This is a genomic window from Pseudoalteromonas sp. NS-SX12 (genome assembly GCF_057367955.1).
Map to the genome: position 1 here is coordinate 926,881 of NZ_CM170635.1, position 25,086 is coordinate 951,966.

29 protein-coding genes are annotated in these 25,086 nt (G+C 40.2%); 8 read left to right on the forward strand and 21 right to left on the reverse strand.

Features of this window, described 5'->3' with window-relative positions:
* The first annotated feature begins 76 nt into the window (after positions 1–76).
* On the forward strand, positions 77–1,306 hold the full coding sequence (locus AC2IOM_RS18360) for a glycerophosphodiester phosphodiesterase family protein (protein WP_486359664.1): 1,230 nt from the start codon (positions 77–79) through the stop codon (positions 1,304–1,306).
* A 126-nt stretch (positions 1,307–1,432) separates the two neighbouring features.
* Here AC2IOM_RS18360 and AC2IOM_RS18365 read toward each other — a convergent pair whose 3' ends face one another.
* From AC2IOM_RS18365 to AC2IOM_RS18385, 5 genes are all read right to left on the reverse strand, one after another.
* Entirely contained in the window at positions 1,433–2,122 is a 690-nt protein-coding gene (locus AC2IOM_RS18365; RefSeq protein ID WP_486359665.1) for a hypothetical protein, read from the reverse strand.
* A 236-nt stretch (positions 2,123–2,358) separates the two neighbouring features.
* A complete protein-coding gene (locus AC2IOM_RS18370; protein ID WP_486359666.1) occupies positions 2,359–2,655 on the reverse strand; it encodes a hypothetical protein in 297 nt (98 codons plus the stop codon).
* Between the two features lie 86 nt (positions 2,656–2,741).
* A complete protein-coding gene (locus tag AC2IOM_RS18375) occupies positions 2,742–3,182 on the reverse strand; it encodes a GyrI-like domain-containing protein (protein ID WP_486359667.1) in 441 nt (146 codons plus the stop codon).
* A gap of 95 nt (positions 3,183–3,277) precedes the next feature.
* Entirely contained in the window at positions 3,278–4,606 is a 1,329-nt protein-coding gene (locus AC2IOM_RS18380; protein WP_486359668.1) for a GAF domain-containing sensor histidine kinase, read from the reverse strand.
* On the reverse strand, positions 4,606–5,502 hold the full coding sequence (locus AC2IOM_RS18385; protein WP_486359669.1) for a DUF3369 domain-containing protein: 897 nt from the start codon (positions 5,500–5,502) through the stop codon (positions 4,606–4,608). Before AC2IOM_RS18385 ends, AC2IOM_RS18380 begins: the two co-directional genes overlap by 1 nt.
* A 374-nt stretch (positions 5,503–5,876) precedes the next feature.
* Here AC2IOM_RS18385 and AC2IOM_RS18390 point away from each other — a divergent pair, with 374 nt between their 5' ends.
* The gene (locus AC2IOM_RS18390) at positions 5,877–6,851 is read left to right on the forward strand and encodes a helix-turn-helix domain-containing protein (protein ID WP_486359670.1); all 975 of its coding nucleotides are present in this window, start codon (positions 5,877–5,879) and stop codon (positions 6,849–6,851) included.
* A 19-nt stretch (positions 6,852–6,870) separates the two neighbouring features.
* Here AC2IOM_RS18390 and AC2IOM_RS18395 read toward each other — a convergent pair whose 3' ends face one another.
* From AC2IOM_RS18395 to AC2IOM_RS18420, 6 genes are all read right to left on the reverse strand, one after another.
* On the reverse strand, positions 6,871–7,299 hold the full coding sequence (locus AC2IOM_RS18395; protein ID WP_486359671.1) for a GNAT family N-acetyltransferase: 429 nt from the start codon (positions 7,297–7,299) through the stop codon (positions 6,871–6,873).
* A gap of 11 nt (positions 7,300–7,310) precedes the next feature.
* The gene (locus AC2IOM_RS18400) at positions 7,311–7,952 is read right to left on the reverse strand and encodes a glutathione S-transferase family protein (RefSeq protein ID WP_486359672.1); all 642 of its coding nucleotides are present in this window, start codon (positions 7,950–7,952) and stop codon (positions 7,311–7,313) included.
* Between the two features lie 43 nt (positions 7,953–7,995).
* Positions 7,996–8,637 (reverse strand): glutathione S-transferase family protein, encoded by a 642-nt coding sequence (locus tag AC2IOM_RS18405; protein WP_486359673.1) that lies wholly within the window; start codon positions 8,635–8,637, stop codon positions 7,996–7,998.
* A 15-nt stretch (positions 8,638–8,652) separates the two neighbouring features.
* On the reverse strand, positions 8,653–9,282 hold the full coding sequence (locus AC2IOM_RS18410) for a DUF6058 family natural product biosynthesis protein (protein WP_486359674.1): 630 nt from the start codon (positions 9,280–9,282) through the stop codon (positions 8,653–8,655).
* 66 nt (positions 9,283–9,348) lie between these two features.
* Complete coding sequence (locus AC2IOM_RS18415) at positions 9,349–9,768, reverse strand: hypothetical protein (protein ID WP_486359675.1); 420 nt, start codon at positions 9,766–9,768, stop codon at positions 9,349–9,351.
* A 135-nt stretch (positions 9,769–9,903) separates the two neighbouring features.
* Complete coding sequence (locus tag AC2IOM_RS18420) at positions 9,904–10,206, reverse strand: hypothetical protein (protein ID WP_234004797.1); 303 nt, start codon at positions 10,204–10,206, stop codon at positions 9,904–9,906.
* Between the two features lie 252 nt (positions 10,207–10,458).
* On the opposite strand from AC2IOM_RS18420, the gene AC2IOM_RS18425 reads away from it, so the two are divergent.
* From AC2IOM_RS18425 to AC2IOM_RS18445, 5 genes are all read left to right on the forward strand, one after another.
* Positions 10,459–10,929 carry a hypothetical protein gene (locus AC2IOM_RS18425; RefSeq protein ID WP_486359676.1) on the forward strand — a complete coding sequence of 157 codons (471 nt, stop codon included), beginning with the start codon at positions 10,459–10,461 and terminating at the stop codon, positions 10,927–10,929.
* A 133-nt stretch (positions 10,930–11,062) separates the two neighbouring features.
* Positions 11,063–12,808, forward strand: a complete 1,746-nt coding sequence (locus tag AC2IOM_RS18430; protein ID WP_138632294.1) for a methyl-accepting chemotaxis protein — start codon at positions 11,063–11,065, stop codon at positions 12,806–12,808.
* A 336-nt stretch (positions 12,809–13,144) separates the two neighbouring features.
* Positions 13,145–13,984 carry a collagenase gene (locus AC2IOM_RS18435; RefSeq protein ID WP_486359677.1) on the forward strand — a complete coding sequence of 280 codons (840 nt, stop codon included), beginning with the start codon at positions 13,145–13,147 and terminating at the stop codon, positions 13,982–13,984.
* A 43-nt stretch (positions 13,985–14,027) separates the two neighbouring features.
* Positions 14,028–14,738, forward strand: a complete 711-nt coding sequence (locus AC2IOM_RS18440) for a hypothetical protein (RefSeq protein WP_486359678.1) — start codon at positions 14,028–14,030, stop codon at positions 14,736–14,738.
* A gap of 325 nt (positions 14,739–15,063) precedes the next feature.
* On the forward strand, positions 15,064–16,683 hold the full coding sequence (locus tag AC2IOM_RS18445) for a sensor domain-containing diguanylate cyclase (protein WP_486359679.1): 1,620 nt from the start codon (positions 15,064–15,066) through the stop codon (positions 16,681–16,683).
* Positions 16,684–16,704: 21 nt separating this feature from the next.
* Here AC2IOM_RS18445 and AC2IOM_RS18450 read toward each other — a convergent pair whose 3' ends face one another.
* From AC2IOM_RS18450 to AC2IOM_RS18460, 3 genes are read right to left on the reverse strand one after another with little or no spacing between them, the layout of a single operon-like run.
* A complete protein-coding gene (locus AC2IOM_RS18450; RefSeq protein WP_486359680.1) occupies positions 16,705–17,370 on the reverse strand; it encodes a TVP38/TMEM64 family protein in 666 nt (221 codons plus the stop codon).
* Between the two features lie 8 nt (positions 17,371–17,378).
* Positions 17,379–17,837: a DUF2141 domain-containing protein gene (locus AC2IOM_RS18455; protein ID WP_486359681.1), complete on the reverse strand. Its 459-nt coding sequence runs from the start codon at positions 17,835–17,837 to the stop codon at positions 17,379–17,381.
* A 1-nt stretch (position 17,838) separates the two neighbouring features.
* On the reverse strand, positions 17,839–18,573 hold the full coding sequence (locus tag AC2IOM_RS18460; protein ID WP_486359682.1) for an SDR family oxidoreductase: 735 nt from the start codon (positions 18,571–18,573) through the stop codon (positions 17,839–17,841).
* 179 nt (positions 18,574–18,752) lie between these two features.
* On the opposite strand from AC2IOM_RS18460, the gene AC2IOM_RS18465 reads away from it, so the two are divergent.
* Entirely contained in the window at positions 18,753–19,283 is a 531-nt protein-coding gene (locus tag AC2IOM_RS18465) for a Crp/Fnr family transcriptional regulator (RefSeq protein WP_486359683.1), read from the forward strand.
* Between the two features lie 163 nt (positions 19,284–19,446).
* Here AC2IOM_RS18465 and AC2IOM_RS18470 read toward each other — a convergent pair whose 3' ends face one another.
* From AC2IOM_RS18470 to AC2IOM_RS18500, 7 genes are all read right to left on the reverse strand, one after another.
* Positions 19,447–20,343, reverse strand: coding sequence for a DUF4350 domain-containing protein (locus tag AC2IOM_RS18470; RefSeq protein WP_486359684.1), 897 nt, complete (start codon positions 20,341–20,343; stop codon positions 19,447–19,449).
* A 130-nt stretch (positions 20,344–20,473) separates the two neighbouring features.
* Positions 20,474–21,130 (reverse strand): hypothetical protein, encoded by a 657-nt coding sequence (locus tag AC2IOM_RS18475; protein WP_486359685.1) that lies wholly within the window; start codon positions 21,128–21,130, stop codon positions 20,474–20,476.
* A 494-nt stretch (positions 21,131–21,624) separates the two neighbouring features.
* Entirely contained in the window at positions 21,625–22,209 is a 585-nt protein-coding gene (locus AC2IOM_RS18480) for a hypothetical protein (RefSeq protein ID WP_486359686.1), read from the reverse strand.
* An 83-nt stretch (positions 22,210–22,292) separates the two neighbouring features.
* A complete protein-coding gene (locus AC2IOM_RS18485) occupies positions 22,293–22,622 on the reverse strand; it encodes a hypothetical protein (RefSeq protein WP_486359687.1) in 330 nt (109 codons plus the stop codon).
* 18 nt (positions 22,623–22,640) lie between these two features.
* The gene (locus tag AC2IOM_RS18490) at positions 22,641–23,126 is read right to left on the reverse strand and encodes a hypothetical protein (RefSeq protein ID WP_010558526.1); all 486 of its coding nucleotides are present in this window, start codon (positions 23,124–23,126) and stop codon (positions 22,641–22,643) included.
* A 138-nt stretch (positions 23,127–23,264) separates the two neighbouring features.
* Positions 23,265–23,756: a hypothetical protein gene (locus tag AC2IOM_RS18495; protein ID WP_486359688.1), complete on the reverse strand. Its 492-nt coding sequence runs from the start codon at positions 23,754–23,756 to the stop codon at positions 23,265–23,267.
* Positions 23,757–24,144: 388 nt separating this feature from the next.
* Positions 24,145–24,972 (reverse strand): TIGR02285 family protein, encoded by an 828-nt coding sequence (locus AC2IOM_RS18500; RefSeq protein ID WP_486359689.1) that lies wholly within the window; start codon positions 24,970–24,972, stop codon positions 24,145–24,147.
* Between the last annotated feature and the right edge of the window lie 114 nt (positions 24,973–25,086).

Genomic DNA, 25,086 nt, shown 5'->3' on the forward strand with positions numbered 1-25,086 from the left:
CAAAAATAATGTGTTGTTTCACGTTTTGTCATTTTATTGTGCTGTAATGGGTAAATCATAACCATAAGGGCGATGTATGCGCGCGATAATTTTCTTGATGATTCTGCTTCTTAGTGGCTGCCAAAGCGTGTCACAAACACATAATGAAAAAGTTGAAGTGGGTGTGCGCCCATATTATCTCATCTCGCAAATGGACAACTCACCACTTAAAACTCAGCTTGAAAGTTGTAATACAAATACCTTTGAAAAATCGGATTTTTCAATAGGTCATCGCGGAGCGCCACTGCAATTTCCAGAACATACCAAAGAGTCTTACCTTGCTGCAGCAAAAATGGGCGCGGGCATTTTAGAATGTGATGTTGCCTTTACCAAAGACCAAGCCCTAGTATGTAGACATTCGCAATGTGACTTACACCAAACAACAAACGTGCTAGCAAAGCCAAAGCTTGCTAAAAAATGCCGAATACCTTTTACTCCAGGCGATAAAGCGCTTGGCAAAAAAGCACAGGTAGAATGTTGCACATCAGATTTTACACTCGCAGAATTTTTACAATTATCAGGCAAAATGGACGGCGCTAATGTGTATGCCAAAACGCCGCAAGACTACCTAACTGGTACACCTAATTGGCGCACTGATTTATATGCTGCTAACGGCACTTTAATGACTCACCAACAAAGCATAGAACTGTTTAAAAGCCTAGATGTAAAAATGACACCTGAGCTTAAAAAGCCCCAAGTAACAATGCCGTTTGACGGATTGTCACAACACGAATACGCAAAAAAACTGATTAGCGAATATAAACAAGCGGGCATTTCTTCAAGTGATGTTTTTGTGCAATCGTTTGAACTTGCTGATTTACAATATTGGATTAAACACTACCCCGATTTTGCCACGCAAGCTGTGTATTTAGACGATGGCTACGAACAACAAGGGTTTGATCATAATAACCCCACAACGTGGCAACATAGCATGAGCGAATTAAAAGCCATGGGTATCAATATTATTGCGCCACCACTTTGGGTGTTGGTAAGTTTAGATGAAAATAATCAACTGATTGAATCAGCCTATGCGCTAGAGGCAAAAAAAGCCGGACTAAAAATAATTACATGGACGTTAGAGCGTTCAGGGCTAATCACGCAAGGTGGCGGTTTTTATTATCAATCAGTTAAACCGGCAATTAAAAATGAAGGTTTTACCTTAGAGTTGCTCGACTTTCTCGCTAAAAAAGTGGGTGTAATTGGAGTATTTAGTGACTGGCCCGCCACCACTTCTTTTTACAGCAACTGCGCGCTATCGCGCAGTTGACGCATAGCTTAAAGTGTCATGACACAACACAGTAATTTTGGCAGTTATATACTGCCAACGCAGTGAAAAAGCGCTACAAGTAATCACCAAACAGCAATTAGGCTTAAATATCATACTGTTTTCAGTTTAAGCAGCCTTTACGCGACGTGTTTTTGCTATGGGGCTTAACTTAACCCAGCGAAACAAATACATAATAATGAGTTTGGTTATGCCGCTGGTGATTGCTAAAACAAGCAACGGCCACCCTTGTTTCAGTCCCATACTAAAAGCAAACGCAATGGTGGAGATATCCATCATCAAAATAAACTGGCTCATTTTTAAATCCACCGCACCTGTAGAACCAGAACGTATAATCACATAAATTTGATGTGCGTAACCCTGGGCAATTAACGCCGATACCAACAAAATAATGGCTGTCGAAATTAACTTCCCTTTATCAGCAAACGTTTCGCCAACAAACAACCCTAAAATTGAGACCACTAAACACACGCATGCCAAACTCATGCTAATAAATGCTAAATGTGTTTTTCGGTCTCGCCATATTTCTATCAAAATGCCCAACACAAGTAGCGATGCTACAAACCTAGGCCATACAATGTAATGATTAAATGGCGCTATGGAATAGCCATAAATAAAAAACGATAAATACGCTAAAAAACTCACCGAAAATTGATTCAGCGACAAAAGTGCAGTTGGCGAATCGCTACATTGCGCAGCCTGTTTACGTTCAAAAATGGTTTTAAGCTGTGAAAAAACACCATACAAACTAACGACAATAAACAGCGTATTAATAGTGCCAAACAGATTATAAAGCATGACTAACAATCTTATTTAAATTCAAATTGTCGACAAATATAAAGTAAAAACTTAAATAAAGATCATTTTTTATATTTATAAGCGCAATATTGTCGACAATATTAAAAACAAAAACCAATGTGTCTTTGCATTTCAACGTAAAAAGATAGGGCTGAGGAAGGTAAAACGCCGCACAAAAAGCCGCACATAAAACACATAAATGTTCGCGCACAACCGCTTAAGGTGGCATAAATAACTTACTTATAAATCGCGATGTTTTCTTGTCTTAATAGGTAGTTAGCTACAAAATAATAAAGCACAAATGCACCAGTAATCATCACTGGCAGACCAAGATTATGGTTATTAATAAACGGTGTATGAACCACAATTGGCAAAATAATGACGCTATAAAGTAAATAAGTAAGCCAAAAGGCCTTTACCCGTTTTAGCGTTAGCCGTGTTTTGCAGCCATTACATTTAAAGTAAACAGGAAATGCAGCAAACGACAATGAAAATGGATTTAACTTTTGTTGACAGTGTGGGCATTTGTTCATGGCGCTAACAATTGATATTAAACAGTTTTTAATATTGTGGTGGCTGAAAGTAAAATCAGCTCACCCACTTAAACACAGCTATCGTGTTATCTTACCGCAATACATACGTCTATTTGATTGCCACTTGGGTAGTATTCAAAGTCAGTGGTAAATAAGCGTTGATGCTCACACGCATCACCTGCGAAATATTGCCAAACTTGCGTCCACGCATCTATTGCGATTTGCGGCATCTCACCTTTATGGCTAAACACCAAATACTTGCCTTCATTAATCGTAATTGCTTCTAGATTATCTGGGTAAGATGCACCGTCAAACCCCGCTAGCACATTAAACATGCCGGTGTGATCTGATTCATAATCGTAGTAAACGCCGTAAACTCGCTCACCACCTTGATAGTTTACCGGTACCTTTGCATCAAACGTTTGCCAAAGACCCGGAATTTTACCATTTGGCCCCATTTCAGCATCGTTATTAGTTCTTGTTGAGATACCATGAATAATCGTTTCACTAACGTGTCGTAATTCCATTACCAGCCTAATATTTGATTATTATTTGCCGCGCAGCATGACATAAATACGCACGCTATAAAAGTCAGACATCAAAATTTTAGTTTTAAAATTAGTTACTTGCCCGCGAAATAAACACTTACTTTAGTGCCTTTACTTTGTTCGCTGTTAATAACCAAGCGCCCATTTAACGACCCCGTAACTAAATTGTGCACTATGCTCATACCAAGCCCCATGCCGCCCGATTTACGGTCTGTTGTAAAAAATGGGTCAAGAATATGTGCTTGTGTGTCTTCGTCCATACCAATACCGTTATCGGCTATTTCCAGTGCATAATTTGTAGCATCGCCACTTAGCCTAATGGTAATGACCTTTTCAGCTTGGTTGTGCGTTTTTGGAAAGGCGTGTTTTATCGCGTTCGATACTAAATTAGTCACAACTTGAGCTAAACGCGACGGGTACGTATTTACAATTAACGCGTAAGGTGGCAGTTCAAGTTTAAATTGAATACCCGCATTTTTTAGCATTGGTTTTAAACTTGTAGAAATAGACGATATCCACTCAACCAAATTGACATCGCTTTTCGGGTCCGTATGAAAATCGGTCGCGATTTGCTTAAAGTTAACCACCAATTCACTGGCGCGGTTTAAATTAAACTCAACACTTTCGCCCGCCTCTTTAGCATCAATTAGAAAAGCGTCTAAATCATGTTTGCTGAGCGTATTGTTCGCTAACTTTTTAGCAAGTTGATTTACCCCAGCAAGTACCGTTGAATTACCTAGCATAGCAACACCTAACGGTGTATTTACTTCGTGTGCGACACCTGCCACTAAACGCCCTAGCGACGCCAATTTTTCTTGTTCGATAAGTTGTTTTTGCGAACTTTTTAACTGCTTTAATGCGCTTTCTAATTCATGGGTGCGCGACGCTACTTTTTGCTCAAGTGATTGGTTTAATTCAAACAATGCGTGTTCTTTTTCAGCGCGCTCTAATTCAGCAGAAATACGTCCGGCAAATAGTTCAAATAACGACGCAACCTCTTCGGCGTTTTCGATTGGCTTACTGTAAAGCGCTACAACTAAGCCGAATACTGCGCCTTTAGAATCGTGCAACGGTGCGCCAATGTAACCATCGATGCCCATATCGATAAGTAGTTGATCTTTTGGGTATAAGTTACAAATTTTACTGGGGAAAATACATGTAGAATCGTCACTTACATCAGCACACGGGGTGAATTCCAGCGAGTATTCAAAATTTTCGGCAAATTCATCACCTGCCACTAACGACATTGTTTGGGATACATTGCGTATCGCATCTAATTTGGCAATAAAGGTAAACTGCGCGCCAATTGATTTATGCAGCTGCATCGTAATGGTATCTAAAAAATCTTTACCATAAGACGATTTAAGCGAGGTTATGATTTTATCAATATTGAAATGTATCATCACTTTGCTCCATTCACTTTGCTGATCAGGGCACACACATGTTCAGTAAAAATTTCCACCAGCTCTATGGCATTGTTATCGAGCTCAGTGTCCACTTCTAGCACCACCACAGCTTCAATTTCATTGTCGCTTTTATAATAAATTCCGGCGAAATTGCCTTGGTAAGTAAGCTGTTTGGCAGTGGTAACCGTGTTAATAAAATCAGGCACATCAATGGCTGAAGAACTATCACTTTGCGCGTTAATTACCGTGGTATTAGTGCTTTTTATATTGATAACCGACGCTTTGCGCTTATTGATCACCAGTTCTGCTTCATAGGCGTCTAGCACATCACTCAAATAGGTGAGTAAATTTGTCGAAAACGATTCAATATCGGCGAGCTTATCGACTTTTAGCACCGAATTTAGCAAGGCTTTTAACGCATTTTTGTAGCTGCACAAACGGGAAATATCGCGAAACGAACGTAATGAGGTATAGAACAAATGATGCAAGCTATCGACGGTAATTTCGGTTTTGGCTTTGTAACCGTCAATATCGTAGTTTTTAATCACTTCGCTCTCTGGCGCAAGTCCGGCTTGCCCTGTTCTTAACACGATACGCGTATCGCGATTATTTAACTCACCACGAATAAAGTTAACGAGCTTTAAACCCGCGTCATCAGTTTCCATTACAACATCGAGCAAAATAACCGCCACATCGAGATGTTCGCGCAAAAGCGCTCTTGCTTCGCTGCCATTGTAGGCACTGTAAAACTCAAGTCGACGCCCCATAAACTCGAACGTCTTCATTGCTAACTTTGTTGCTTTGTGTACTTCTAAATCGTCATCAACAATCACTACTTTCCATGGTTTACGGTTATTTGTAATTGTTTCTGATTCTTCGGCAAGCCAATCCATCTTTTATCCAGCAATCGTTATTTTGCTAACCAATCTATCAACTAAAGTTATTTCACAAAAGGACTTAAATCAAAACTAAGTAAGAAAACTAAAAGCGCACAAATATAACTTAGCGTTTTTGAACTTGCCGGTTTGTTTTCTGAATATTGCGATAGGGCTGCAACAAAAACGCGGCAAAAAAGTTATAAAAACGCATAAATAATTTACTGGTCGATTAATCAATAAGCGGTATGCTAGAACGTAAGAAAACTGCCGTTTTTTAGCAAAAATAAGTAAATGCAACTGCCAGTTGACAAGATTCCAAGCCAGCTTGCTAGTGTGCAACCGTTGAAATTCCTAAGCTAGAGGCAATTTAACAAACAGAGTAACGAACAATGATCTTATCCGAGAAAATAATTACATTAAGAAAGCAACTGGGCTGGTCACAAGAAGAATTAGCCGAAAAAATGGGCGTATCGCGCCAATCGGTTTCAAAATGGGAGAGCACCAACAGCATTCCCGATTTAAATAAAATTATCAAATTGGCCGAACTGTTTAATGTCTCAACCGACTTTTTGTTAAAAGACGAAATCGAAACGGCTGAACACATAGAAGAGCGCGACAATGACTTAACACAAATTAGCCTAGAGCACGCTATCGACTACGTAAACACCAAAAAAGCCCAAGCCATTCTCACCGCAAAAGGCGTCGCATTTTTTGTATGTTCGGCTGTACCTTTGTTTTTTTTGTTGGCATTAGCCAATAACAACAGCATTGGGTTAAATAAAAATACCGCAGTGGTGTTTGGCATAATTTCAATTTTTATTCTAATTGCAGCAGGTGTGCGTTTGGTGATCCAAACCAATCAATATGAGCGTGCAATTGCTCCCATTGAAAAAGGTAAATTTGAATTGATGTATGGTGTGCATAGTGCCTTTAGTGAGAAAATCGACGCATTCACACCTAAGTACAACGGCAAAGTATCGCTCGCTGTGACCTTATTTATTTCCAGTAGCATTCCATTATTGTTAGTTATTATGCTGATTGGTCGCACCGATTTAACCTTGCTGATGCTCGCCGCGTTATTGTTTATCGTTACCTTAGGTTTATGGGTGATTATTCCCGCATCAAGTGAATATGAAGCCTATAAACATGTATTAAACGAAGGGGATAAAAACCGCGAACTCACCCAAAGTGAGCGCAACGCACTAAAACTGGCACCGTTTTATTGGCCTTTAGTCGTCGCTATTTTCCTAGCCTGGAGCTTATGGACAATGAACTGGGGCGTTACTTGGATTATTTGGCCTGTGGCAGCCGTGCTATTTGCCGCGCTGGTTGGCTTGATGGGCTTATTAAATAAAGAGCAATAACAAAAAGCCGCTTAGCACATTAACTGCTAAGCGGCGTCTCATGATTTGGTGTAAATTTTTTTGTCATACCTTGGCTTTTCGGCGCAACTAATCGATAGCCTAATTTTTCGTAAAAGACTGGTTCATCAGCGATCATAGACACGTACGAGCCTTCAAGCGCGACCGATGCTAAATAGTTATCAATGTATTGCATCACCTCTCGGCCTAAGCCACGACCTTGATAGGCTGGGTCTACCGCAATATCCACCACTTCAAAATTGCACGCGCCATCTCCAACTACACGCCCCATTGCTATTAACTGCTTACCATCGCGTATTGAAATGCCGTACAAACTATTCGGTAATGCAATGCTTGCCGCTTTTAGCGATTTTGCAGAAAGCCCTGCTTTAATTCGCATCTCGCAAAATTCCTCGGGGTTTGGCACGGTTTCTTGATAAATTAACGCCATAATCACTCTCGCTACGATTGATAATCGAGAAGGCTTAGCCCTTCTTTTTCACACACAGTTTTTATCGCACTGTGCTGTGCGAGGTTTTTTAAAAAGCGCGCTAGATTAGTAAACGTAAGCGGTGGCTTTTTAAATTCATCAGCCCACACGCACAACATAAATAAGAAAAAATCACAGGCCGTAACGCTTTGCCCAACCAAATAATTTTTATGTTTTAGTTCATTATCAAGCAGCGCGAGCATATCGGTAATACGTGCTTCTTGCGCCTCAACAATCTGAGTTGCATTTTGTGCATCTAGGGTGTGTTTTTCAGGGTAAAAGTACACCATAAGTTCGGCTTGAATCGTATTGGTTAAATACATCATCCACTGGAAAAATACCGGGCGATTAATATCACCTAATGGCGGGATCAAATTCGCATCTGGGTGATTTTCAGCTAAGTGAATGCAAATGGCAGGGCTTTCAAAAATAGCAGTGCCGTTATCAATTAAGGTAGGAATTCGCCCCGCAGGGTTTAATGCCAAATACTCTATTGATTTTTGTTGATTATTTTTTCTGTCGACTTTAATCAACTCATACTCTACACCCAGCGCTTCAAGTATAAGATGTGGTGCCATACTGGCGTTAAGCGGATAATAATATAACTGATACACAAAACCTTCCTTTTAATGTGATTGCTATCGATAAATCATAGGGTTAGAAGTCTTCTCGGGCTTTTAGTTCGGTAAAATCACTCATCACCCAAGTTTTATAACCGGGACGAGATTTAAGCTTTTGATACCAATTACTTACATGTTCTGGCAAGGGTATCTCTAAACCTTGTGATGTTAATCGATAAATCACTGCGCCAACAACAATATCGGCAAGCGATAGGTTATTGCCAGCCAAATATTTTGAATGTACTAACTGGGAATTAATCGTTTCTAGGCAGTTAATACAGGTATCTAAGTGGCGATTAACTTCCGCCATATTGCGTTTATTAGCTGGCATACGATAATACCCCCAAAATGTACCCATAAACGCAGGTTGGAAAATAGTTTGTGACCAATCGAGCCAACGTTCATACAACGAACGTTCAAACGCGCATGCCGGATACCACGTTGGGCTACCGTATTGTGCGGCTAAATACCTCAATATGGTATGCGACTCCCAAACAGCTCGCCCGTTATCAACCAATACAGGTACTTTGCCCATTGGGTTGAGCTGTTTAAACTCGCAATTATCTAAACCACCAAAACGACCGCCTAGCTCAATATGCTGAAAGTCGAGATTAAGTTCAGTTAAAAGCCACAGCACTTTTTGCACATTAAACGAGGTAGTACGACCATAAAGCTTCATTATGCAGTCCTGTAATTAAAGTTGGTATTTACGTCTTACTTCATCCACTAAACGATGACGAGAACTGTTGTTTCGCTCATGTGGCGCAAACAGAGCACTGGCACCATCAAGCAAATTAACCGCTTGTTCAAGTTGTGTCAGTTGAGCGTTAGTTAAATTTTCTTGCTCGGTAAGTTCATTAATAATCACGATGGCAAACTCTTTTGCAGCAATGTCCTCTGGCAAACCAGACTGCGTACACAAACCATAAATGCCGTTTTGAAAATGCTGCCACTCGCTTTCAATATGTTGCGATAAACCATCATTTACTTTGCTATTTTGCGACGCAAACCCTTGTGCTTTAAGTTCGGCTATCGCGTTTTGATAACGTCTAGAGAACAACTCATAAGCTGAGTGCTCATCACTTATAGACTGCAAATTACCAAGCCAAGCGGTATAGCCTTTGGCATAATATTCCACTGTGTGTGCCTCGGCATGTATGCCAAAAAATGAGTCGCTTTCAACATTCATCGCCAACTTATATGAACACTTTGGCATAAGCCCGTTAGACTGCCACTGTTCAAACACACTTTCAGGTATTTTGCTTAGCTCAAGTAGTTGTTGTTTGGTATAAAAGTATTCGTTTAAATAATTAATTAGTTCCAAAATAGTTACTCAATATGCAATGCGCTAAACCTAACTCAAACGGTTTAGTGAAAATCTGTAAAATCATTATAAAGTTGCCCATGTTTGTTTAATGCCAATCAAATGCACTAGACCAAATACTAAGCAAATCAATGAACTCCAAAGCCAAAATTCGGGGCTTCGTCCGATAGGGGATGAAATAAAGAAAAAGCCCGCAATGCCGCGCGCCAAATATATAAACGTAATTAAAATCAGCGCCAAGCGCAGCAAAGGTAACTTTATCAATAGTCCTGCCGCAGAAAACGCATAGACAGACCAGATTGCAAGCACCACAAAAATAACACTCGTAATAAGCGCAGGTTGATGACTGCCTTGCTCTGCAAGCCGTGCCATTTGTTCACCTGCGCCCAACATACGATACCACGGCGCACCAAAATAAATGCACGCCAAATGCAACAAGGCGGCGCAAGCACTTAACCCGCCTGCAATTAACAAAAATACATTCATATTTGCCTCATTCTATTGGACTTACTAGCAACAACCTAGGTTGCAGGTTATTTCGCCATTAATACAATCTTAGTAACCTTGTTATTTCTTACTGTGCTGCTACCCTAATTGCCCGCTAAGTTAACTCACTTAGCATCAATATCCCCAAATAATGCATACCAGACTTAGCAACACGCCACTAATAATAAGGCTTTGCTGTATTTTTGAATTCACTAATGTGGGTAATTTATAAGACGTTGAAAACAGTTTGCCAATCGGCGTAAAAAAGGTTTTTGGTGCTAAACCAAGGCCGACAAGAATAAGAAAAACAGCAACTATGTTTATCAGATCTCGAATATGTAGGTCGTAATGGAAAAAATCATAAATTCCGGTGGCTAAAACTAAACCACCAATTAAAAAACAAATTACCGTAGCGGTTTGTTCTTTTTCATCGTTCACGTTCAATGTGTATAACTCCTTGTTGTGCTGCTAATTTATAACACGCTTGTTAATGAGTTGTCATCAAATCTATATGTCATTAATGTTACTAAGTGTTTAAAGTAAGCTGATCATGGTAAGGGAATAATAAGGCTCGCGAGCAACCCGCTTTTTTTCAAAATTCAAACATTCAACAATGTTTAATGTGGTTCTCTTATTGCAACATTCTGATATGCTAACGCACAGCATCATCCTCGCGTATTTAAACATTCAATGAGATACACACTCTTAGCAAGTATTGGTTTATTGTTTTTTACCCAAACCGCCGTTGCAGCAAACGAACTAAAACCCTTTACCAGTGATGGTTGCAGCGCCTTTCCCGATGGCACGTTTGAACAAAACAGTCTTTGGCTCAACTGCTGTGTTGCGCACGATTTAGCGTACTGGCAAGGCGGCAGTTACCAGCAACGCAAAGATGCCGATATGGCACTTAAAATATGCGTTGCCGAAGTGGGTGAAAAACAAATAGCAAATTTAATGTTGGCAGGCGTACGCGTGGGTGGCACCCCATTTTTACCTACCACATTTCGCTGGGGCTATGGCTGGCCTTACCCGCGAATGTACGGTGAGCTAACCTTAGATGAACAAAAACAAGTTGCTGAGAAACTTAAACAATTACCCAAAAACAAAGCCATGTTTACAACATCAAATAAAGCGGTGTTGCTACGCGATCTATTGAAATAAGCTGTTTTTTTGTTGGCTGTGCGTCATCAGCCAAAAATTGGAGGTTAACGGCGCTAGTTGTACATTTATAGCTAGCTGAATATTTAGTCCTGCACTAGTCTTTATTGTGGTTACTTCAACAAAGGTAATGACGATGAAGCTAAACTCCATTCGCATTTTAATGACAACCATTTTTAGTGGCATTATTGTATTTGTTTTAGTGGTGACGCTGCTTGTAATTAACATGTATAACGCGTTAATTGACGTAGAAGAGATGGCTGATAACCGTTACAAAGCGTATCAACTTGCCGACGAATTACGACAAAGCTCGGACGACCTCACCCGCTTAGGGCGTACCTATGCCGTTACGGGTAACGATAAGTACGAAAAAATGTATATGGATGTGCTAGCAATTCGCAATGGCGAAAAGCCAAGGCCAGAAGGCTATCATAAGATCTATTGGGATTTAGTGCTCAATTACGGCAGTAAACCCAAACCAGATGGCAAGCGCTCAGTATTGCTCGACGAAATGAAAGCCACTGGCTTTACGCAAAAAGAGCTCGACTACTTAACGCAAGCACAAAAAAATTCCGATGGCTTAGTAGCATTAGAAGTCGAAGCGATGAATGCCGTAAAAGGTAAATTTAAAGACGCGTCTGGCAACTATACCGTTAACGGTTCACCCGATTTAGCAAAAGCCATTCAACTCACGCACAGTGAAGACTATCACCGCTTTAAAGCGGATATTATGAAACCCGTGGAATCATTTTTCACAGCCCTTGAAACACGCACTCAAAACAACGTAGAAACGGCCAATAAACGCGTTGAATCTTATTTATATTGGGTGATTGTTATTTTAATTATTACCGTGTGTTTTAGCTTATTTGGTGTTTACTTGGTGCGCCGTAGAATTGTAAAACCCATTGAATTATTGGGTAAAACGTTTGATGAAATTGGTCGCGCTAACGATTTGAGCAAATCATTAGACGAAACAGGCGCAACTGAAGTACGCGCAGTTGCAAACGTGGTTAACCGCATGCTCAAAAGCTTTCAAAAAACAGTCACGAATATTGGTAGTGCGGGCAATCAAATGTCTCAGTCATCACAGGAAGTGGCCGAGTTTATTCGCAATAATAAAGCGATTAGCGAAGAGCAAAATTCACGCTTAGAAACCATCGCTACAGCCGCAGAAGAAATGACCGCAACCTTAAACGAGGTGACATCTAACACCGTTAGCACCGCAGATTATGCCAATCAGGTAGAGCTAGAAGCGCAGCGCGGAATGGAAGTGATGTCACAAACCAGCCAACAATTTGGTGATTTGTCATCACGCTTTGAGCAAACCGCTAACATTATTTCAGAACTAACAGAACAAAGTGATCAGGTTGCGAACGTAGTCAGTGTAATTCAAGCGATTGCCGAACAAACCAACTTACTTGCGCTTAATGCTGCAATTGAGGCTGCCAGAGCTGGCGAGCAAGGCAGAGGCTTTGCCGTGGTTGCAGATGAGGTACGTACCTTGGCACAGCGAACACAACAATCTACCGAAGAAATCCGCGATATAATTAATCAGCTTCAAGTTAAAGCCGGTAATGCCAACAGTGCAATTCAACAAAGCCAGCAGCAAGTAAATACCACTGAACAACAGGTAATGGTGTCATCAGAAGTGCTCGACAGTATTTTTGAAGCGGTCAGAAAAATCAAAGATCTGACCCAAGGCGTCGCAACCGCATCACAAGAACAACTGACGGTAACCGAAGACATAAACGCCAATATCAATGGGTTAAGTGATATATCAAAAGAGGCCGTTGACCGAATGAATGAGTTTATGGCGGTGGTTGAAATGCTTGAACAAACTAGCGAACGTCTTAATGAGAACTCTCGCGAATTCACGGTATAGCACATCTTTATAATTGGCACTTAATGCAAAACGTCATTAAGTGCCAACCTGTTTTCGCCCTCAAGTGGCACATATTTTAAGAGCGCAGTTATTCTCCGATGGGAAAATCTAAAACCACCACCGCTTTATTGCAAAAAACAAACTAAACACACCACTTTCAACACGAAAATAAAAACAATATAAATTCAACAGTTTAATAATAAAACACAGCTGCACACCACAAAGCATTTCGGGGTATATAACTAAAATAAATCTGCTTAGAACCGATAGATTGTATACATTATATAATATATGCTTTACATTATTTTTACATAACACAACAACAGGAAGCTAATAATGAAAGCAATAAAGCCTATTACCCTCGCAATTTCAGCACTTATTGTTGCAAACTTTGCATACGCCAAAGGCAAACCCACTGCCGACTCAATACTGCCGCATAAATTTACCTGTAGTGCCAGCCTAAAGTTTCAAGCACAAGACATGACGCAACAGCAGTTTATTGATAGCTGTGCGCTAGTTGGCGCAGAGGAAGAATATTTTCACCAACGTTTAGAAACCGGCTATCAACCCGTTGACGGTGATTTAAACGAAGACTTATTAATGGTGATTTTTGATAACTACCGTCAATACGACCGTTATGGCTTTCGCTTATTTGGCATCAATACCAATAATGGCGGTATGTACATTGAAGGCAATGCCGAAGACGCTAATAATCAAGCAACCTTTTATGCCCATGAAGCCGATTGGTTAAGACCTGAGTTTTCAATCTGGAATCTAGAACATGAATATGTGCATTACCTTGATGGTCGATTTGATCTAAAAGGTAACTTTGCTGACTACCCTGAAAACACTGTTTGGTGGAGTGAAGGATTAGCCGAATATATCTCGCTAAAAGACGCAAACGATGACGCAATTGCGTTAGTTCAAGGCAACTTTCAAGACCGCACTCTCAGCCAAGTTTTCAATACTAATTATTCAAATAGCAGTGACGAAATTTACCGCTGGGGCTATTTAGGCGCGCGTTTTATGTTTGAAAACCATATGGACCAAGTACGCAATATTCGCCTGGCCGCGCGCGATGGGAATTGGGCTGACTACCAGACAATTTTGGCAAGTACCGCAGCAAACTATGAACAGCAGTGGCAAAACTGGCTTGTGGCGCTCGCAGGCAACTAAGTTTACATCATCACAAGGATGTGATTTTCAATTTGGAGTGTGTATGAAAATCAAAATTTTACTTGTCATATTATGTGTTGTTTATAGCTCGTTTACTGTTGCAAAAGCACAGAACCAAAAATTATTATTGGAAACGCTTAGTGCAAAACTAAGTGCTAATCAAACCACTGCGCATACTGATTTAATGCAACCAGTAGCAAGTGTAAAGCCCCATTACAACCCTTACACGGGCGCAACACTATTTATTAATTTTTCGGCGATAGAAGTAAACGAAAACATAAATAAACGCCGTTTAAGCCAAGCTAATCAGCAAAAACAACAAAACTTTAAAGAGTCGCAACAACAGGCAAGAGCGTTGTCACACCATATTTATCAGTTAGAACGAAAGTTATCGGCGTTAAAAAAATCAAACAGTAATCAAGCGCAAATCGAATCAATACAACAACAGTTAAGTGAACTTACCATCAATAAAGCGAAAGCAAATAATCAATACCAGCAAAGCAAACACGCCGTATTCGATGATGTAATTGCGACAAACACCTTAACCCAACTACAAAAGCAAATTTCGGGCAATGTGTGCCATTTATCAAACAACGACAAACAGTCATTAAAGTCCATTACATTTGTATTAGCAGGCATACAAAATACAGCCCAAGAAATAACATGGCATTTTGCTGATCTACAGCGTTGTAGTGATAACTCGCTCAATCAACAAACGTTGTTTACCGAGTCGCGTTTAAGCTCGCAATTTTAACGCAAAACCCCAAGCGTGGATAAAAAATAATGACAGCAGTTAAGTCTATAACTGATAAAACTGCTTGATACTGCGTTCAACAAATTTTAGCTACATTCAAAGCACTTTCCGTGAAGCAATAATCCTCAGCTTTTGCGAGTCTGTGGCAAAAATGTAACGCAAGAAATCAGAGTAAACAGCCGTTAAAACACGTTCCTTAGTAACGCTTGAAATTGACGATTTACACTCGCTTGCTCGGCGCAAAGTTAAATACTTTCCTATACTCATAAATAAGTGTGTTAAGCCACAACGCGCTACTCTCACATTTTTTGCTACAGGCTTGTATATGTTTAATTTTATCGCGCGAAGTTTGCGCATTAAGTTACTACTTGTATTCGTGATTATGCTACTTGCATTTTCAAGCGTGCACTTGGTGATACGCCAGTATTGGACCATTCCACAACTAGTCGCACTTGAAGTAGAAAAAGATAAAAAGGATATTTACAAACTCAATTCTGCACTGCTTAGAGTGTACAACGAACTTGAAATGCTGGTGTACGATAACGCCGTGTGGGATGAGCTGTACAACGTGATCCTGACGCGTGATTTAGACTATTTGGAAACTAACTTCTTTATACCTAAATCGTTTGTTTCACTAAAAATAAATGGTATGAGTTTTTTTGACCAAAATCAAACGCTTATTGACGAATTAGCGATAGATCAAAACAACAATCCACTATCAAGTTCCCCTTTTAAATCGCTGCCGCCAAGCCTTAAAAAAAACTTGCTGATCAGCAAGCAAGAAATGATAAACAACGGGCAACAAACATTGTTTAAACAAGGGATAATTACCCTTAATGACAGACTTATTTTGTTCGTAAGCGGGAGTGTTTTACCATCATCTGGCGTGGGTGACTTAGCCGGCACAATGTTAGTATGGAGTTATTTTGATGGCAAAATTGCACACCAACTTAGCGAAATAACCCAAACTACAGTCACTGCTGCACAAGCTGACACTTTCTCTGCCACAACGCCTGTTATCGATTTTAATCAGCTGGATGCACAAAACCATATTCGCACCCAACTTTCGAATATTCATGTGAAATTTAATGACATATTCAATAAGCCAGCGTTGATCCTGAGTTATCCCACGCCCAAGCGAATGTTTGACGACAGTCCATTTGAAATGTCGATGGTTATGGCGCTATTAATGTCATTGGTCATACTGCTTATTATCTATTTTATTCTTACCGTTATGATTATTGAACCGCTCAATAAGCTCAAAGCCACCGTCAGGGAAGTAATGGATCGCGGTAATTTTCAACTCACAACAAACTTAGAACGCACCGATGAAATAGGCCGTTTAGCGCTGCTTATTGATGTGTTATTTAATAAAGTACATGTACAACAACATGCACTAAAACATAACAACCGCCAATTAAAACGATTAAGTGATACCGATCCGCTCACTGGTATTGCTAACCGCCGCGCCATGATGCAAGTGTTAGAACAATTAACACCATCGGCTATGCCAATTAGTGTCATCATGCTAGATGTTGATTACTTTAAAAAATTCAACGATAGCTACGGCCACCAGCAAGGTGACTTGGCGTTAAAACACGTGGCTAAAACCTTAAAACACCATACTCGCCGTCAAAATGATGTAATTGCTCGCTATGGCGGCGAAGAGTTTGTGGTTGTACTGCTCAACACGTGCCAAAGTGATGCGCGCAACATGGCATACGCCATACGTGAAGCAATAGAGGGACTTGCCATTGAACATAAAACGTCTTTGATTTCGCAATTTTTAACCGCATCAATTGGCGTTAGCTGTTGTGATGAGTTTGATAATTTTTCTATTGAAACGCTATTTCACCAAGCTGATAGCGCACTATATAAAGCCAAAGAGCAAGGCCGAAACTGCGTAGTAGATTACAACAGCGAAATGCACAAACATGCAGTTTAGCCTCAACCCGGTTAACACTCTTTAGGTTAATAGCTGGCGTCTCGCTTTCGTTACTTTGCTAAACACAAACCAACCACTCCAAAATAACGCGGTTAAACCAATTGCGGTAAAAATTGCAGGTTTGGGATTTTCAACCGAACTAATCGAACCGGCATAGCAGGCAATAACAGCATAAGGTACCGTACTCACCAACCACAAAATGCAAAACTTCATAAAAGGCATTTTGGTCATACCCGCCATACACGCTGAAACTTCGGGCAAAATTGGCGTCGCTCTTGAAAGTAAAACCACTACTGCGCCATGTTGCTGAAACATATTAACTGTATCAGCTCGTTTTTGCTGATCGTTTACTAAAAAGTTCAAAAGAAAGTGACCGTAACACCTACTTAAGCCATAACCACAACCTCCCGCAAGGCTCAAGCCTATTACAGCGCTTATTGACCCAACTAATGGACCAAGAAAAAACCCTGCTAGCAACATCACGGTTAACGTTGGAATAGCAATAAATAAGTCTGCAAACAGCAGTAATACAATAACAACACAAACATAAATTGCATCAACCGATTTGGCCATTTCAAACCACGCTTCTACTTTTGAGACGGTTACCAAGCCGGTTGATTTTAAAACAACGAAAGTCGAGGAAAAAAATATCGCTAATGTCAGCATAACCTTAACTAAAGAAGCCATATTTCCTCCTACGGATAAATAACCGGAATTGTCAGTGATAACGTTTGGCTATCACGCACAATCGCAGCGTTTTTAAACGTAGGCGCTCCCCGCCAACTTAACGTGGCACCGTTTGAAAAGCCAAGTCCCTCTGAAGGAATAATGCCAGTCCAATTCTTGGTGACTTTACGGTCGCCAATTTCATCGTGCAGCACTTTCACCGCAAACACTGGTAACTCAAGCTCAAGGTGAAAGCGCAATTGCGTTTTATCGGCAGGCGTTGCTAATGTGTAAATTGCTTTATCATGCTGTTTGGGAAAACCAAATTCATTAAAAATCATCAATACAATGTCGCCAGGGCGAGATGTATCAATGTTTGTCACGTGTACGGTTAGCTCGCTTTTATTTGCCTGTGCCACAGGCGCAAACGTTAATGCCGATGTTACGCTTGCGACTATCGCTTTTCGTTTTATAAACTGTTTTAACATATCAGTATCCTTTCATCATGTTGTAAGCCATTGAGGGAAAACACCGCAATAATCCACGCAATAACTTAACTTTGCCGATATTGTTTTCTAATTGCTTGGTTTCTATACCGTGAATAATCTCGCGTGCAGCGTGTTGTGCAGTTATTTTGCCGCTCCCCCGCCCTTTGGTCATAGGCGTATCCACTAATGGTAAAAATGCCTGCAACACCTCAACATTGGTGTTGACTAATTGGTAGCCTAGGCTTTTTGAAAAGGTGTTTACCGCCGCTTTACTGGCACAATACACCGCAGAGTTTGTTTTTGGAGCAAGTGCCAATCCCGAGTTAATGTTAACGATATAAGCAGGCGAAGTGCTTTTCTGTAATGCGGCTAAAAACAAATAACTAAACGCACACACCGCGGTAAAATTAACATCCACTTCAGTGCGTAACATGCCATAGTTAAACATTGGGTCGGTAAAACAGGCTGTGTTTTGAATTGCCGCGTTATTGATCAACACATCAATTGCACCATGGCGCTGCGTAATGTTATTCACCACCGACACATAACTTTCAGGCTGCGCTAAATCACACTCGTAGGCCATCAGCGTTTTAAATTCGAGCGCTAATGGTTTTAGCCGCTCACTGTTTCGCGCTATCACCAATACGGTGTTGTGCGCAGCCAGTTGTTTAACCAATTGATAGCCAATTCCCGACGTGCCGCCCGTCACCACTATGGTTTTATTGATAAGCTTCATAGTTTCCCTTTTATGCCATTTGAAATTGGCATTAACACTATGCAAACAGGCAATCAGCGGCATTAACCTAGGTTAAAAATCACAAAAAACTGATCAAAAAAGGCAATTAGTTTGTAGAATAGCTAAAACGTGTTGACCGTTACGCGCTAATAAGCAAAAGGATATGGGAAGTAAAAAGGATGAATTTAGAAGAGTTTATAGCAAAACATGGCGTAGCGCAGTCGCTCGAAAAAGGGCAACATGTGTTCTACCAAGGCGACTCAAGCAATTGCCTTTATTTTGTAAAAAGCGGCCTGCTTAAAGCCTATTACTTAAGTGATGATGGCAAAGAAACCATAAAGTCATTTATTCAATGTAATAACGTGATTGGTAGTATTAGTGCGGTTGCGGCAAACACACATTGTACATTTAACTTAATTGCACTCGCGCCAAGCGAATTAATCCGTTTTAATTTTAACGTCCTACAACATTGTATCGCGCAATCTCATACGCTAGCGCAAAACGTCATTGCCATGCTGTTAAATCACTCAATGAAAAAAGAGCAGCGCGAATTTGAGTTTTTAATGCTGCCAGCGGAGGAGCGCTATACGCGCTTTAAAGAAAAAGACCCCGAACTTGTAAACAAGCTTACACAAAACGACATCGCAAAATACCTTGGCATTACCCCTGTCGCGCTCAGCCGAATTAAACACCGCTCCACGGGGGTGTAATGGTTACTCAAATTTTTATTGTATGAAGTAAATACACAGCTAGAAAATGATTGTTAGTTAGCTTGCCGAAAAGAATTAAAGCTGGTTTGTCGCAAAGGCTACAGCCTGCAGTTTATCCTTTTAAACGGCATATTAGCATACAGAGCACAAGCATCGGTTACATTTACTGTGACAGCCAGTGCATAACATTTAGTAAAAATTGTTCGTTTTGTTCCGCGCCACTAGATACTAAACCGTATTTTTTTCCTGTTGAAGCTACAAATTGTGACGAGAACATCATGCCCTCAGAAAACACCGCAACCCGCCCTTCTCCTACTTCCAAAACAGCGCCTTGATGCCAACCATTCATTGATACCCTAAGAGTTTTCGCATTTATTTGAAAAGGAATCTTTGGCACAACAGACGTTGCCCTTTTACCCAAAGTTAAAAGAGGTTGTGCTTTCGCTGGTATTTGAAAAGCAGAACCACCAAACGACTTAACTTGAGTGATTCGCTTTGATTGAGAGTCACCTCGGGTAATCGAATGTTCCGCAAGGGATTTATCATCGATACGAAACAACGCATCACGAACATGACCATTACTAAATTCAAAGCCAAAAGCAGATGATAGGTTCTCTATCACTTTTGGAAAAGGGGTGTGATCGGCAACTAAAAAAAGAGAGCCTCCCTGTATTACCCACTGTTTAACGGCTTCAACTTCACTACTGTTAAATGCATCTGTGAACGGGGGAGTCCAGTCGCGTCTATTTTTATCTAGCGCATTGGCTACCACCAATATATTCGCTTGTTGCAAGTACGCTAAAGTGAACTTTTCACTACTAGATTTGACCGTATAACCATCACTAGACAGAACTTGCGCAAAAGGCTTGTATCGACCATTTATTGTCAGAAAATTATTATGAGCCTCATCAATAAACACCACTGGGCTATTAGATTGCGAAAACGTCTTTTTAATATTCTTAGGAACAAAATCAGGATCGGCTTGTTGATCACTATCAGAACAAGACATCACTGCCACTAAAGAAAGTCCTAAAAAAATTGTTTTACAGACAGATTTCATTTAAATATTCCATATCATTTAGTTAGCTGTAGGGTGAAGTGTGCTAACGCCTTTAACAGCTAATCGTGTTAGACATTTTTGCGAAAAATCCGCTTAACAAGCTGATCTGGAGGTGACAGATTACAACTTCTTACACTTTGAGCGCCCCCCATGCTTTCAGCACTTTGTTTTCACCAGATAGACCACCAAGTAACAACTGAAAAGAAATCTGCTCTGCTAATACTTGACCTGAAGCTCGGTCATTTACCCAAAACATAAATGGCCTGATGTCATATTCATCAACTTCACCATATGCGTAAAGTATGTTGTATCGTGCTAGGTAATCGTCATCATGAACTCGAGTAATATCACAGTTCCCTAGAAACGTTTGACCAGCTTGTTCTAAAGTTTTTACTGAGATCCGAGTATTTTCATAGCAACTTTGAGTTTCTAGCTTTCCATTTTTTCTATTATATTTGTACCGCACTTCACTAATATTGGTTGGCTCCAATAGTAGCCGTTGCAATACGTATGAAGGTCCGTATATCTGATCTAACACTGGAAGATCTGCAGAACCAATAGGCATATTAGAGTCATGCCCACCAGAAATTACTTTTTGGCTGGCTATGTTAGCCCGAATGCCAAATGAGTGTTCACCAAGATTTACTTCTCCAACAGCTGAGTTATCAATAATAAATTCAGATGAATACTGTAAGCACCGAGACTTAAAGTCTTGAATCTTTTCTTCATCGGACATGCCACAGCCACTCAAGCAGACAAATGCCACTAGAGCTAATAACTTGTTCATTAGATGCACTCCTTGCCTAACGCCTCGCTAAACAGCTTGTTATGTGCCCTAATACACCGTCTTAATGTGGTTATAAAAAATAACTTCGCACGGTAACGAGTCACATATAAATTTCGCAGTTACTGTATCATATCCTGATTGATTCCTATGCTCCTTAAACCGAACTTCAAAATAGCCATCATCATTAGCAATTTTATATATGGCGTCGCCTAGGTTTTTAGGCAATATTTTCGATATATGCCCCGATTCAATTATTGGAGCTCCATCATCAAATTTTGACTTTATCAATTCAATCGTTTGGATTGAAACATCCCCCTTGATCTCTATCGACTCAGAGCCAATAGAGCTGACGGAAAATAAAAACACTAAACAATGTAAAAAATATTTCATGGGCACAACGCCTTACTAATGGGCGCAAAAATGCTTGGCTAAAATTAGCGACGAAGGAGCACAAGCCAAGCGTTTTGCGTCCTTTTGAGTAACTTATTAGGTACTTATCGCTTGAGCTCATTTTTTAATTTGTTAGAAACAAGGTGCAACTGCTCTGAGTATCTGTTGAGGGTTTGTACATCACCAGAAACAAGAGCAGTTTTTGTTTCAGTGATTAAGTTTTCAAGCTCTATCTTGTATTCCACCAGAGCTTTTGAAGCTGATTCTTCTTGGTTAATACCTAGCATATTTAGCTTATCGCCGACAAATGGAATCTGCCTTACCTTATCCAAGGCTATATCTATCTTATCGAGATACTTAAAACCCAATGCCTGAGCGTCTGCTGTAATCTCACTCAGTTGCATGGACATATTCTGTACAGCCTCGATTGCTTCTTTATTATCAGCTAAGGTCTGAGCCGCATTCCGAGTCTTCGTAACATTTACGTATAAAAAGAAGAATAAGCAAACAAGTGTCAGTATAGTACCAAGACCAAACGTAAGCTCAGGTAACGTTTTGGTGAAACTGCTAAAAACAATAAGGAAGATACCAGTAAAACCAAAAGCAAGAGCAAAACCACCAATCCTATACAACTTAACTATAGAGTTCGAGAGCGTTTCACTCGATTTTAGTATATCGCTAATTGACATATGACCTCCTAACTAGATTTAGTACCTAACGCCGCCAGCAGAGGCGCAGCTTTGCTGCGTCCCGCTGACTGGCTTTGTTATACCTATATTAAGGTAAAGCCTACTGCTGTGTTTACGGTGTCTTTAACGACATTTAGCGCTGCATTTATAGCTTGTTCTACCGCTAAAACCCCAAGCCCCTCAATTGCTAGGAAAACGGTTCTACTAGCGTTTTTCTGTATCGAGAAATGCAATGCCGCTTCCTCATCATCGATTTGCCCTGATGCTTTTAGGGCTTCAATCATTACAAATGATTGTGCTAGCTTTTGGGCCTCAGATTTACCATATTCTTTGATACTTGGCCACTTCTCAGATAAAACACCTTGCATTGCGGACAACATGTTTCCTGCTAATTCTTCTGCATTAATACTCATATTATTTCTCCAATTTAATTAGTCTTCGCCACGTTTCTTTTCAAGTTCAAGCTTTAGTATTGCAGTAAAGCTTGAATTAAATGCATTTCTAAGTGGGGTAATTTCATTAGCACTGATACATTTAAGCTCGCCACTAGATTTTGACTTCTTATCCTTAAGTTTATGTAAAGACTCTAAGCTATCTAAACTGCTATCAAGCAAAGACACTTGCTGCACGGTGATGTCATTTTTTGGAATTGCCTCAGCTCGAACTTTTATAGCACTCAAATCAACTTTCGACTCACTGTAGAATTTCGAATTTTTATCATAGCTACACTCTGGAAGTCCGTCTTTTGCTTCCAGATCAGTTAGAAATGTTTCGAATTTCCTTTGAAGAGCTGTGACATTTTTGTCAGTCGTTTCGTCGTATGACGCTATCAATTTTACTGCGCACCCCGAAACTACAAACAACATCGAGGCTAATAGTATCGCGCTTAGCGGGGTGGTGGTTTTTAACATCTTCATAGATTCCCTCCTTTAGGGAAGTTGTTGTGTAATTAGGTATAACGCCCCATTAAGAGGCAAATAAATGTTTGGCTAAAATTAGCGACGTAGGAGCAAAAGCCAAACTTTATTTGTCCTGCTTGAGTGGCTTGTTAGCTTTTACCTCAGGCAAAACTTTGGCCACCCTTTATTTAAACGCCACCATGCTTCTACAGCATACCGCAATTCGTAGCTATCTATACTTTTAAAACCGACCTTCCATTCATAATCACTGAATGGCGACTCATTGATAACACATCCTAGCTTTACAGTGTCAACGTGCCCCATATTGAATAAGTGCTGCTTTAGTCGTTTATTAATATCTTCCTCAGTACCTGAGTATACGACATATGATTGAGAGTCAACCTGTTCAATTAATGTAGTGCCTTTAGGTGGATTCTTTCTAATCCTTTTATTTTTGCCAGTGACTTCGGATATGGCATCTCGCATTTCAGCAGCAGGCATTGTTGTTTCTATCCAGTAGACACCAGGAGATGACGGAACTATTTCATCGATGCAAGTTGTATTAATTACTGGAATAGACTGCTTGGACAAATGTACTTCTTCACCAAATTTTGCTAGTAAATCTTTCAGTCTTTCAAGATTGCTCATTACTTCCTCCGTGAAAGCTAACAATTTAATATCGACCCATTGGGTCGTTTTCCTGAATATAGGAGAAACGCATAGCAACTGAGCATAAAATCAGTGCTGAAAAATAATTTTTTATGACCGCTTTTCGCGCATTGCCAACTTTGCAGACTGTTGCTAAAAGTCTTTTCCGCTCAACTAAACCCCAAAGCAAAGTTATGAACACGAGAAAAAACTTCACGTAAGAAAGCGTATTTGGATAATTAACGCGTTACTTGCTGACGTTTGTTTGAAAATTTAAATTGTACTTGAGCATTGAAACCGTAAACATGTATTGCTAACAATTAAAAAAACACCACACACCTAATACCGCTATTTACACCTAATACCACTAACAACGCCTAACCAAACGCTAATATTCCTTTAAATACGGTTTTAATATTGGCGTCATGTGCTGTGGTAACCAACGCAGCATTACAGCTGTAAACTGCTTACTGTGGTTAAGCTTTGCAAGCGCTTCATCAATCGCTTTAATTGCAATGTCGCCTTTCGGGTTTTTGCTACAACCAATATACCCGGTTGCTACCGCTTTAGCTTCTTGTACGCTTAGTTGCGTGAGCTCATTATTGGCGTCCATCAATTTACTTAAATAGGCGTGTTCGCTGGGATAGCCCAAAATAATATCCACCCGCCCTTTTAACAACATATAGGTTAAACTTTCAAGCGAGTCGCGGCCTGCGCGAGTAGATAGCTGTTCGCTAGGCGATGATTTTAGTATTGCATCTATTTCTTTACTGTATGACCGATTAAGTGTAGTGCCCACGGTTAAACCGTGATTTAAAATTAAATAACGCAACGACACATCAGTACTGTTGCCAAGTTCTAATTTATCAACCAATGATTTACGCATGGCAATAGCAGGCGATAACCCAAGCGTAGAATATTGCTCAGTAAAGCTAATAAACTGCTCGCGTTCTTGATTACGATACAAAGACGCCATACAAAATACCTGATCACTCCTGCCAAGCGCTTTCACCGCCCGACTTGCCGGCATAACATGACGTTTAAATTTATAACCCACTAAGTTTTTAGAAACCAAATCAATTACTTGCTCGTCTCTTCCTTGACCCATGTATTCGCCTTTTAAAATATAGTAAGGAGGGTAATCAACCACAATCCAATTGATCACTTCAGCTAGGCAATACGTGGGGAGCAGCAATACAAGTAACAAAATGCGCACTTTTTTCGCCTCAAATTTAACCACGCTATAAGTCTAGGCTAACACGCTGAAATTTCTTCATAAGAACAAATTTAACTAATAAATAGAGTGTTTATACCAGAGCGTGTTGAACTT